This is a genomic window from Bacillus cereus, assembly GCF_025917685.1.
Taxonomy (GTDB): domain Bacteria; phylum Bacillota; class Bacilli; order Bacillales; family Bacillaceae_G; genus Bacillus_A; species Bacillus_A cereus_AT.
In genome coordinates, this window is sequence record NZ_CP089518.1 from 4,834,306 (window position 1) to 4,846,465 (window position 12,160).

Below are 12,160 nucleotides of genomic sequence, written 5' to 3' on the forward strand. Positions count from 1 at the left end.
TCCTCATGGGCAATCGCATAAAAAAAGCTGCTGCCTATAAAATACAGACAGCAACTTCAACTAGAGTAGCTGGCATGATTTACGCAAGCTACAGTATTTTTTTGACATAGTCATTTTTCACATTTTGTAACTAATAAACAGCGATTGGCCCATAAGGACCATTGATAATTTCTATTTTTGTTTCAAAAATATCAGTCAAAATTTTTGGATCCATAACCTCTTCTACTGTTCCAAAAGCAGCAATTTGTCCATCTTTCATAGCACAAATTTTATCAGAATATTTAGCTGCAAAATTTATGTCATGCATAACAGTCAAAATTGTTCTTCCGAATTCATTAGCTGCACGTCTCAAATGCTCCATCATTTGAACAGAACGAGCAACATCAAGGTTGTTCAGAGGCTCGTCCAACAGCACATATTCAGTCTCTTGGCACAATACCATCGCTACATATGCCCTTTGTCTTTGACCACCAGAAAGCTCATCTAAATATCTATTCTCTAAATTAGTTAAATCTAGGAAGTCGATATATTTAGAAATGATAACCTCATCTTCTTTAGTTAATCTTCCCTTTGAATAAGGAAAGCGCCCAAATCCAACTAATTGTCTAACAGTAAGCCTAGTTACAAAATGATTTTCTTGTCGCAATATAGTCAAAACTTTTGCTAAGTCTTTTGATTTGGATTCAGAAACATCCATATTCGCTACCTGAATTTGACCTTCATCCATATCTAAAAGTCTGCCAATCATCAAAAGTGTCGTTGACTTTCCAGCGCCATTTGGTCCAATTAAAGAAGTAAAGCCTGCTTTTGGTATTTCAATATCCAAAGGTCCTATTTTTACCTTATCAGTATAGAACTTTTTAACATTATCAATTTTTATCATAAAGCCCTCTTCCTTAAAACTATAGTTAAGAATATGATTCCACCAAATAATTCAATAATAACTGAAACCACACCTTGAGCATGGAATACATGATACATTAAAAAGTATGCACTCGTCATTATTAAAAATCCGATTGCAAAAGCCATTGGAAAAATATATCTATGATCATAAGTTGACGCCGCCTGATAACTCAAAGTTGCTACTAAAAAGCCGTAGAAAGTAAGTGGCCCAATTAGAGCTGTTGAAATGGACATCAAAATAGCAACTAATACAAGCGTATAAATTACACTAGGTTGATATTTAACTCCAAAAGAAGTAGCAACATCCTTTCCTAGTGACAAAACATTCAAATTCTTAGAATGAGCAAAAATTAATACTGCTACAATTATGATCATAGGAATTACAATAGGAAAATATGCAGGATCTGCATGATTAACAGAACCAAATAATCTCGCTTGTAAAATATCAAATTCTGAAGGCGCAAGTAGTTTCCTCATGAAAGTTGACACAGAATTTAGCCCGGTACCAATAATAATTCCAACTAAAAGCATAAGTTGTAAATTCCCGTATTTACCGGAAAGTAACCATCCATAAAGTATCAAACTCATAAAGACCATAACAACGACTTGAAATAAAAATGATCCAATTCCATTAAAATTTATCAATGCACTAGCACCAAAGAAGAATATTGTACTCGTTTGAATTGCTGAATAAAGTGATTCGAAACCTAAAAGCGAAGGAGTAATAATCTTATTATTCGTAATAGATTGGAAAGCAACTGTCGACAAACTATGGCAAACTGCAGCAATAATCATTGCAACAATAGCTACTATCCTTCTCTTAACAACTGGGATAAAAGAAGGTGAATCTATCGGAACTGGATTGTTATAAACTAAAAGTCCATATGAAGAAAGAAGGCCTAAAGCAATCAATGTTATCAGTAAAATCCAATAACGTCTTGCTTCCTTCTTAGAACGAAAAGCACTAGCTGATCTATTTTCATTATGAAGGCTAGAATCGATTTCGACATTTTCTTTATTTTTATATTCTAATGTGATCATCGTAGCCTCCTTGGTTTTCTTTGCCTCAATAAAATAGTAATAAACACGACTGCTCCCACTGTTGCAAGTATTAAAGAAACAGGTACTTCAAAAGGCTTTATAATTGTTCGAGAAATGATGTCACAGGCAGTTATTGTCCCCATTCCGATCACACACACCCAAGGTAAATTACTCCTAAGATCATCACCTCTAAACATTGAAACAATATTTGGAACAATTAATCCCAAAAAAGGTAAGTGTCCAATAACAGCTGCAACAATTCCAACTGCAACAGAGATAAGGCCAGTCCCAAAAAGAACAATTCTATTGTAATTAACTCCAAGGCTTGTTGCGACATCTTCTCCTAGTCCAGCTAAAGTCAATCTATTAGCATACATAAAAATAAGCAAAGTAATGATAACAATCAGCCATAAATATTCATATCTTCCTACCTGAATGTTAGCAAATGAACCTACAAACCAAGTTTCAATACTTTGTGTCATTTGGAAAAGGAGTCCCAAAAAAGTAGACACTGCAGAAATAACTGCTCCAAGCATCAATCCAATAATCGGGACAATTAAAGACGAACGAAGTTTAACTCTTCTTAAAAATAGAAAGAAAATCATAGTTCCTATAAAAGAAAAAATGATTGCACCAGTCATTCTTTGCACTAAAGTCGGGGCAGGAAATAATAAATATACAAAAAGCAGGCCTAAGCCTGACCATTCAATAGTCCCCGTTGTAGTAGGTTCAACAAAACGATTTTGTGTAATGAGTTGCATTACGAGCCCTGCCATCGCCATTGCAGCTCCAGTAAGCATTAATGCAACTGTTCTCGGAACACGAGTTATGAAAAACATCTCCATTCCGTCCTCTTGTCCACGTATATCATAAACTCCAGTAAACAGTGATATAATCCCTAAAATTATAACAACTATAATCGCTATTATAAAAGATTTTGTCCATAATTTATTGTGATTATAAAACTGGGGTTGAGAAATATTCTCAACCCTAGAAATTATATTTTTTGACACTGTTTCGTACTCCTTTACACTACTTAGCTAAAGTTTTTGCAAGATTTTCAAACAAATCTATATAAGTCTGAATTGATTCATTTGTGTAAGTATCTTCTGGTGCATAAACAACTTGTTTTTTAGAAACAGCAGTTGTGTTTTGAAGAGCTGGTGATTTAGAAATAACATCCTTAGCAGGTGTTGAAGTAGCTGCATCAGATGTTGCAGCATCACGATCTAATACGAAAAGCCAATCAGGATTTGTTTGTGCAATAGCTTCAACAGAAACGTCATCACCTTTATGACCTGCAGTAGAATTTGAAACTTCTAGTGCTGGAACCCAACCGAAAATTTCATACATTGGTCCCCAAACACGACCAGAATGTGGAGCAGCAAAACCAATATTCCCACCAGTAACGATAACACTCATAACTTTATCTTTTCCATTATAAGCAGATTTTGCAGTTTCAATAGATTTATCAAAATCAGCTACTAATTGTTTAGCTTCTTTATCTTTATCAAAGATTTTTCCTAAAGTAATTGTAGAATTTTTAAGTCCATCTACTAAATTTTTCCCAGGCGTAGTAGATTTCTCAGAAACATCAAAATTAAGATCAATAACAGCTGCATTTGGCACTAATTTTTTGATTTCTTCGTAATGACCAGCAAATCTTTGACCAACGATTACAAGTTCAGGGTTTGCAGCTGCTATAATTTCAAGATTTGGTTCACGGTGATTTCCAATATTTTGAACTTTTTCATCCTTTACATATGCTGAATCTGCAGGCATTACATCCTTTGGAGCTGCCGCTAATTTAATTCCCCAATCAGCTAAAGTTTCAAAAGTTCTATTATCTAAAGCAACTACATTCTTTGGATTTACAGGGACTTTAACAGTTCCATGGGCATCAGTGATTTCAACCGTCTTCGGCTTATCACTACTATTACCTTTATTAGCTTTCGAAGTTTCTTTACCTGAATCTGAGCAAGCTACTAACATTAAAGTGAAGATTGCTAGAATACTCACTAATTTTAAAAGCATAGATTTTTTCATACGTATACTCCTTATAATGTAATTTAGTTCGAAAATGATAAAGTCCATAGATTGAATTAAATAGTAACTTTTATTCACCCAAATCGCTATTGATAATCATTTTCATTTGAACATCCTGTTAATTAGTATAGTCATTAATTCTGTGAAAATCTTGTGAATGGTGTGAGTTAATAAAATTAAACATAAATTAGATACAGTCTCATCTAATGCGCAACAGAATCATCCCCCACACGTACTAATCAATAGATTGGGCACCTTATAAACCATGATTTCTACTGCAAAAAAAATGCCCATTAATAGCTAATTTTTTCATAATCCATTGCCTGATAGAAATATTCTTTTTATAGTTTCCGTCTTTTAATATTTCTCAGAAACTATTTGATTATCAAATTTAATACAAAAAAACGAGTAAAACTGAAAGAAACAGTTTTACTCGTTTTTTCTATTATGACAAACTACACTTTCCCTATCAACTTATTTTTATCATTCAATCATTGAATAGCCCCTGCCATGTATCGTTTCAATATATCTATCTTTCTTCTCGCACTTTAACTTTTTTCTTACATACCCAATATATAAGTCCACTACATTGGGATTGACTACTACGTTATATCCCCAAACCTGGTTCAAAAGCATTTCACGGCTCAATATTGTATTTTTATTCTTGATCAAAAATACAAGTAAATCGTACTCGCGCTTAGTAAGCGTCAGATTTTTACCACCTTTTTTTACAATATTGCTAGATGCATCAACAAATAGATCTTTAAACTGAAAAAAGTTTATCTCATTTTGCTGAATACAGTCACTTCTTCTTAAAATAGCTTGAACCCTTGCTACTAATTCTTCTTTCACAAATGGTTTTCTTATATAATCATCTGCTCCTGCTTGTAACCCTGCTATACAATCCTTGCTAGAAATATTGTCGGTCACAATAATGATCGGTGTCGTTTTAACAAGTCGTATTTGTCTACAAATTTCTGGTCCCGATATACTTAATGAATCCCAATCCAATATGATAATATCCCAATCTTGTTCATATATTATATTTAAACCCTGGTTTTCATTGTGAAGTTTTAAAATGAAAGAGCCTTCTTGCGTTAGACCGCTTACGATTTTCTTCGCTAAAGACCGTTCATTTTTAATTACTAACACCTGCCTCACCGATGGTTCACCTCTACTTCAATATAACTTAGTTAGATAAAAAATTATCCCAAAAAATAATTTAAGATTTATAAGTATTAAACTCCTAAAAAAAGTAATTATAACAGCTTATTAGGAGAACTCTATATAATCTTACAATAGATATGGGTAAAAACACAAAATATATGAAGATTTAAATAAATATTATTTAATCATTAAGGGGCAGCTATAGTATCTACCTGCATATCATCAATAACTATTTCTTCATTTTCTGTCTCAGGGGTACCGCCCCATCCCCATCAACTTAAGCATTTTATAAAACCACAAAATAAAAAAAGGTAGTCTTTCTATTTTTCCACTTATAAATACTTGTGTAGAAGTGATTTTGTTGTTTATTTAGATAAGATTGTGATTTTTAAGTGATAACATACAAGATGCATTTAGAATGGAATCGAAAGAACCGAAGACTTAGAGGAACCATAACTTTGCCACAAACAAAAAGAACCATAACCTCGCCAACCTGGCAAAGTTATGGTTCATATCATACAAAATAAAAAAACCACCAAATATGTATTGGTGGAGACGGTGGGAGTCGAACCCACGTCCAAAAATATCGGCACTTAAGCTTCTACGAGTGTAGTCGATATATTAGCATTTCGCGAACTCTTCGGCCTATCGACAGGCTTCCAAGTTGCTAGTCTGATTGTTCTCTTCCTTCGCCCTCAGACGGCGAACTCCGGCGTAGTCCACTTAGTTTGAGTCCCTTACCCTACCACATGGACGATGGAGGGAGGAACCTTTAGTGCAATTAAGCAGCTAAAGAAAGATTGTTTTGTTTGCCAATTATAGGCTTTGACGTTTTAACGAGGCCGATCCCCTCGACTCGCAACCTAAGCTCGAACTATCCCTGTCGAATCCGTAACGTCCCCATGATAAAAATGGAGCATACGAAGAAAATATCGTGATAGCTACTAAGAGCTGTTTTTCAATGTGCAACAACCTTACATAAGTTATTATATCATACGCGCGCCGTTTTACAAATGTAAATATCTGTATTACATCTTTTGGCGATCACGGAACACGCGTGCAATCTCACGTTTAGCTTCTTTCTCTTTTAAATCGTGACGTTTATCATATTGCTTCTTACCTTTTGCTAAACCAAGTGCCATCTTTGCAAATCCATTTTTCAAATAGATTCTAAGTGGAACTAATGCGTAACCTGTTTCTTTTGCAGCTCCCGCTAGTTTATCAATTTCTTTTTTATGAAGAAGTAATTTTCTCGTGCGAAGCGGATCATGGTTGAAACGATTCCCTTGTTCGTACGTATTAATATGCATATTATGAACCCATACTTCACCATTATGTATACGTGCAAACGCATCTTTCAAGTTCACGCGACCAGCGCGAATCGACTTAATTTCCGTTCCTTGAAGGACAAGCCCTGCTTCGTATGTTTCTTCGATGAAATAATCATGAAATGCTTTTTTATTTTGTGCAATAACCTTACCTGTACCTTTTGGCATATAACGTCCCTCCTCTATTTTTACTATTGTAACAAATGTAAACAAAAAGCGAAAGTGGCTCGCTTAGAATGTGAGGTGGATGGAGCTTCTGACCTTGAGGTGCTCTTTGCCTCCTGGGAAGAAGCGAAGCCGCCGAACATTCTAGCCACTGTAGCTGGATTCCTACAAAAAGCGAAAGTGGCTCGCTCAGAATCTTTGGACATTGGAACTCCCGACAGAGAAGCGCTTTTTGCTTCGTTCGAGGGAGTGAAATGGCCAATAGATTCTAGCCACTGTAGCTAGATTCCATAAAAAGCGAAAGTGGCTCGCTCTCAAGCCACCAGCAAAAAAGAAAAAGGCCCCGCTTTTCATCAAAGCGAAGCCACCCTTTTCTTACTTACGCTTTTTCTTTTTCTTCTTGAATCCTGGTACATTTTCGAAGAATCCTTTTTTCTTCTTGCCATTACCATCTTTTTTCCCTGGCTGACTAGCGGATGCTGGCCCTGATGCGGATGCGGATCCTCTTCCTTTGCCTTTTCCTTTGCCGTCACGGTCAAATTTTCTACCCGTGCCACGTTCGCCACCGCGCTCATTACTACGCTCGCTACGTCCACCGCGTTTCTTTCTACCTGTTCTTGGCTGTTCAATCACGACTGGACGATCTTTGAACTTACGACGAGGTGTGCCTTTCATACCAACGATTTCAAAGTCGATTGCGCGCTCGTCTTTATTTACGTTAATAACGCGAATTGTAATTTCGTCACCGATGCGGAATACGTTACCTGTACGTTCTCCGATCATTGCGAAATGCTTCTCGTCGTAACGGTAGTAATCATCCGTTAAGTAACTAACGTGTACAAGACCTTCAATTGTATTTGGAAGCTCTACGAATAAACCGAAGTTTGTTACAGAGCTAATCATACCGTCATACTCTTCACCGATCTTATCGACCATATACTCTGCTTTTTTCATTTCGTCTGTTTCACGCTCTGCTTCAACAGCACGACGTTCCATATTAGAAGAGTGCTCTGCAATCTCGGGTAAGTTTTCACGCCATTTTGCCTGTGTTTCACTATCAACTTTACCGTTAATGATATATTCACGAATTAATCGATGAACAATCGTATCTGGGTAACGACGGATCGGCGATGTGAAATGCGTATAGAACTCAGTTGATAAACCGAAATGTCCTAAGCTATCCGAATCGTAACGTGCTTGCTTCATAGAACGAAGCATAACCGTTGAAATTACTACTTCTTCAGGCTGTCCTTGAACCATTTCAAGAATTTGTTGTAGCGCACGAGGATGTACTTCATTCGCACGTCCTTTTACCGCATATCCAAAGTTCGTTACAAACTCGAAGAAACGCTCTAACTTATCTTCTTTCGGATCTTCATGGACACGGTACATGAATGGTACGTTCATCCAGTGGAAATGCTCTGCTACTGTTTCGTTCGCAACAAGCATAAATTCTTCAATTAACTTTTCTGATACAGAACGATCACGCATGACAACATCAGTCGGTTTTCCTTCTTCATCTACTAATACTTTTGCTTCTTTAAAGTCAAAGTCGATTGCACCACGGCGCATACGCTTTTCACGTAAAATTTGTGCCAATTGACCCATCTCTTTAAACATTGGTACTAACGGTTCATAGCGCTTGATTAACTCTTCGTCCTCATCTTCTAAAATGCTTCTTACGTCAGCATATGTCATACGCTCTGTCGTTTTAATCACACTTTGGAAAATCTCGTGTTTGACAACATCACCTAAGTTGTTGATTTCCATTTCACAAGACAGTGTCAGACGGTCTACTTTCGGATTTAATGAACAAATACCGTTAGATAGACGATGTGGAATCATTGGAATTACACGATCAACAAGATATACACTCGTCGCTCTTTCCGCTGCTTCAACATCAATTGGAGAACCTTCTTCAACGTAATGACTTACATCCGCAATATGAACACCAAGCTTGTAATTACCGTTCTCAAGCTTCGTTACTGTAACAGCATCATCTAAATCTTTCGCGTCTGCACCATCAATCGTTACAATCATTTGGTCACGTAAATCACGGCGATCTTTTAAGTCTTCTTCTGAAATCGTTTCTGGTACACTGTTTGCGTGCTCCATCACTTCTTCAGGGAACGCTAAAGGTAAATGATGTTTATGGATGACAGATAAAATATCTACTCCTGGATCATTTTTATGACCTAGAATTTGAATAACTTCACCTTCCGCACTTAAACGATTCTCTGGATAGCTCGTAATTTTAACAACAACTTTATGGCCTTCTACAGCACCCATTGATGCGCTTTTCAAGATGAAAATATCACTTGTCCAACGCTTATTATCAGGTATAACAAACCCAAAGTTCTTTGATTCTGTATATGTACCAACTAGTTCTTTCGTTCCACGCTCTAAAATACGAACAATTGAGCCTTCTTGACGTGATCCACTTGATTGCGAGCTAACACGTGCTAATACTGTATCACCATGAAGTGCGCCATTTAATTCTGTAGGTGGGATGAAAAGATCATCATCGCCCGTTTTCTTCTCTTCTGGAACGACGAAAGCAAAGCCACGTGCGTGTCCAATTAACTTACCGCGTACTAAATTCATTTTTTCTGGAAGACCGTAGCGGTTGCTACGTGTACGAACAACAAGCCCCTTCTCTTCCATCATTACAAGTGCCTTTACAAAATCTTTAAAGCCTTCAGAACCTTCAATTCCAAATGCCGCTTCTAACTCTTGTATTGTTAACGGTTTATACGCTTCTTCTCTCATAAATAATAACAACTTATCAATATGTTCTTGTATGATTTCTTCCAAGCAGAAATACCTCCTTTAAACCCTTATATTATTTAGTGTATCCGAAAGATGGGGGATGTATAAAGCGAAACTTTAATCATCTCCCAATGATTTTTTACAGTTTTCATAAAATGAAACTTTAATCAGTAAAGGGTTATCCATCTCCACTGATTATTAGCCCACAACCATCGGGATAAAAAATTCCCTTATGAAAAAAAGAGGCAACTAGACCTTACCAATCTAGTTGCTCCAAGAAGTTATATACATCCTCATGTAGCACATCACGTTCTTTATCAAGTGTAATGACATGCGTAGAGTCTTCATACCATTTAATGTCTTTTAACGTAGATTCTACACCGTTATAAATAATGTTAGCACTATCTGTATTAATCATTTCATCATGACGTGCTTGCACAACGAATGTTGGTGCATAAATCATATCAACATTATTGCGTACGTCACGAATCAACTCTTGTAATGCTTTTAATGTATTCATCGGTGTCTGTTTAAATTCAAACATTTCCTGCTCAATTCGCTCAGGTGATTTTTGTTCACGCTTTTTATATTCGCGAGCATATGCCAATATACCTTGGTACATAATTTCTTCACTTTTAATGTACATCGGTGCACACATTGGTACAACACCTAAAATCGGTAATGTATAAGCAAGTTTTAATGAGAATACTCCACCTAATGATAATCCAACCGCAGCTATTTTCTCGTAACCTTGATCTTTTAAATGCTGGTAGGCATTCATTACATCTTCCCACCAGTCTTCAGGACCTGTATGAACAAGCTGCTCTGGTGGTACGCCGTGTCCTTTATAAATTGGCGCATGACAAGTATAGCCTTTCTTCTCTAAGAAACGCCCTAGCATGCGTACGTCAGCTGAGTTCCCTGTGAATCCATGTAATAATAAAACAGCGCGGTCTCCACCTTCAAATGTAAATGGTTTTGGAGATGCTAATTTCATCATGTACTTCTCCTCTTTCTCTTCTGTAATCTAGTCGTATTCTTTCTATTCTTAGTGTACCATATTTATAATTCTATAATCTAATTAGAAACTTTTTTTGAATAACAAATAAAAAAAGAAGAACCATTAGCATAACCGGCTAACGCTTCTTCTTTTAATTTTATAAGTTTAAGTACGTAACAGCAATTGTTAATACGAAGAATAATACAGCTAAAACAACTGTAATACGGTTTAATACCGCTTCAATTCCACGTGCTTTTTGCTTACCAAATAATTGCTCTGCACCGCCTGAAATTGCACCTGAAAGGCCTGAGCTATTACTAGACTGCATAAGTACCATAACAATCATTAAAATCGATACAATAATAAGTAAAACGGATAATAACGTATGCACTTGGCGTACCTCCTACAAAGATTCAGTTATTTCAACTGTAGCATAAATCCTATAGAAAAGCGAGAGCTATAGGGTCGCTCTCGCTTTTCTTCTATTACATAAACATCATTGCAAATAATGGTCCGAGCAAACATGTCAAAATTGCTGTTAATGTCATTGTTACCGATCCAATAACACCTTCATGCTCATTATTTTTCATCGCTCTCATAACACCCATAATATGAGATGCACATCCAAAGCCAATCCCTTTACCAACTGAGTTTGTAACGCGGCTCCATTTTAATAAAATTGGTCCTGTAATCGTTCCAGTAATCCCTGCGATAACGACGAAGGCCGCTGTTAAGGAAGGGACACCGCCCACTTGTTCAGATACACTCATCGCAACTGGCATTGTCACTGACTTTGGTAAAGAAGATAAAATTAAACTTTTATCTGTTCCCATAAGCGTGGCGATAGCGAAATCACTTGCAATCGCTACTGTTGTACCTACCAATACACCACCAGCAATTGGTACAACATATTTTTGCAGAACATGGCGTTGTTTATAAAGCGGAATTGCAAATGCTACAACACCTGGTCCAAGTAGCTTCGCAATCCAGCCACCACCGCTTTCCATGTAATTTTGATATGGTATATCAAGCACTATAAATAAGAAAGCCATTAATCCTGTCGCTACAAGCATTGGAATGGTGAATGGTGTTGGAAATAATTTATAGATTTTTTTAGATAATTGATATAATAGCACCGTAAAAAGAACCCAACCGATTCCGATTAATATTTGGCTCATTGTGTCTCTTTTTCCTTTCTATTCGCAAGATATTGTCCTGTATGTCCTGCGACAATAATAATTAAAAACGTACTCGCTATAACTGTAATGAAAAGAGAAATTCCTTTACTCATAAAAAAAGCACCGTAATTCATTAGGCCAAGCGTTGGCGGAATTAATAAAAACGGCATAATAGCAACTAGTGTTTCTGCCCCTAAATCAAACCATTTCACTGGAAGTACTTTTAGGCTAAGTAAAACAAGTAAGAAAAACATCCCAATCAAACTTCCTGGAATCGGAATATTCAATATTTCTTGCACCCAATTTCCAACCATATAAAACACGTAAAGAGCAGCAATTTGGACAAGAATCTTTGTAAATTTCATGTTCATCATCCCTCATGTTTATACGACCTTCTGTTAATATCTTTATCATAGTATAAATTGTAAAAAGCTGCAATTTATCAAATCAACAGCAAAATTCCATCATATTATACGCTTACACCCTTGATATGACTGCATTTCCGAACTTAAATTACGTCAAAAACATTGACCTAATTTATAAAGTTTATATTTTCTGAATTT

General features: G+C 36.3%; 11 protein-coding genes and 1 other RNA gene. All 12 read right to left on the reverse strand.

Annotated elements, in window-relative coordinates:
• Nucleotides 1–130: 130 nt before the first annotated feature.
• Nucleotides 131–883 (reverse strand): iron ABC transporter ATP-binding protein, encoded by a 753-nt coding sequence (locus tag LUS72_RS25330; RefSeq protein WP_097832329.1) that lies wholly within the window; start codon nucleotides 881–883, stop codon nucleotides 131–133.
• Nucleotides 880–1,944 (reverse strand): iron chelate uptake ABC transporter family permease subunit, encoded by a 1,065-nt coding sequence (locus LUS72_RS25335; RefSeq protein ID WP_002198888.1) that lies wholly within the window; start codon nucleotides 1,942–1,944, stop codon nucleotides 880–882. The genes LUS72_RS25330 and LUS72_RS25335 overlap by 4 nt, the downstream gene beginning before the upstream one ends.
• Entirely contained in the window at nucleotides 1,941–2,957 is a 1,017-nt protein-coding gene (locus LUS72_RS25340; RefSeq protein WP_097832330.1) for an ABC transporter permease, read from the reverse strand. Before LUS72_RS25340 ends, LUS72_RS25335 begins: the two co-directional genes overlap by 4 nt.
• A gap of 19 nt (nucleotides 2,958–2,976) precedes the next feature.
• Complete coding sequence (locus LUS72_RS25345; protein WP_264448403.1) at nucleotides 2,977–3,990, reverse strand: siderophore ABC transporter substrate-binding protein; 1,014 nt, start codon at nucleotides 3,988–3,990, stop codon at nucleotides 2,977–2,979.
• Nucleotides 3,991–4,473: 483 nt separating this feature from the next.
• Nucleotides 4,474–5,151 (reverse strand): response regulator transcription factor, encoded by a 678-nt coding sequence (locus LUS72_RS25350; protein WP_097832332.1) that lies wholly within the window; start codon nucleotides 5,149–5,151, stop codon nucleotides 4,474–4,476.
• A gap of 553 nt (nucleotides 5,152–5,704) precedes the next feature.
• Nucleotides 5,705–6,059, reverse strand: a transfer-messenger RNA (tmRNA) gene (gene ssrA, locus LUS72_RS25355).
• 126 nt (nucleotides 6,060–6,185) lie between these two features.
• Nucleotides 6,186–6,653, reverse strand: coding sequence for an SsrA-binding protein (gene smpB, locus LUS72_RS25360; RefSeq protein WP_001123917.1), 468 nt, complete (start codon nucleotides 6,651–6,653; stop codon nucleotides 6,186–6,188).
• Between the two features lie 372 nt (nucleotides 6,654–7,025).
• On the reverse strand, nucleotides 7,026–9,464 hold the full coding sequence (gene rnr, locus LUS72_RS25365; protein ID WP_264448404.1) for a ribonuclease R: 2,439 nt from the start codon (nucleotides 9,462–9,464) through the stop codon (nucleotides 7,026–7,028).
• A 211-nt stretch (nucleotides 9,465–9,675) separates the two neighbouring features.
• Nucleotides 9,676–10,416 carry an alpha/beta hydrolase gene (locus LUS72_RS25370; RefSeq protein ID WP_179139758.1) on the reverse strand — a complete coding sequence of 247 codons (741 nt, stop codon included), beginning with the start codon at nucleotides 10,414–10,416 and terminating at the stop codon, nucleotides 9,676–9,678.
• Nucleotides 10,417–10,576: 160 nt separating this feature from the next.
• On the reverse strand, nucleotides 10,577–10,810 hold the full coding sequence (gene secG, locus LUS72_RS25375) for a preprotein translocase subunit SecG (protein ID WP_128856322.1): 234 nt from the start codon (nucleotides 10,808–10,810) through the stop codon (nucleotides 10,577–10,579).
• A gap of 94 nt (nucleotides 10,811–10,904) precedes the next feature.
• On the reverse strand, nucleotides 10,905–11,597 hold the full coding sequence (locus LUS72_RS25380; RefSeq protein ID WP_264448405.1) for an LrgB family protein: 693 nt from the start codon (nucleotides 11,595–11,597) through the stop codon (nucleotides 10,905–10,907).
• Entirely contained in the window at nucleotides 11,594–11,971 is a 378-nt protein-coding gene (locus tag LUS72_RS25385; protein ID WP_170960992.1) for a CidA/LrgA family holin-like protein, read from the reverse strand. Before LUS72_RS25385 ends, LUS72_RS25380 begins: the two co-directional genes overlap by 4 nt.
• Between the last annotated feature and the right edge of the window lie 189 nt (nucleotides 11,972–12,160).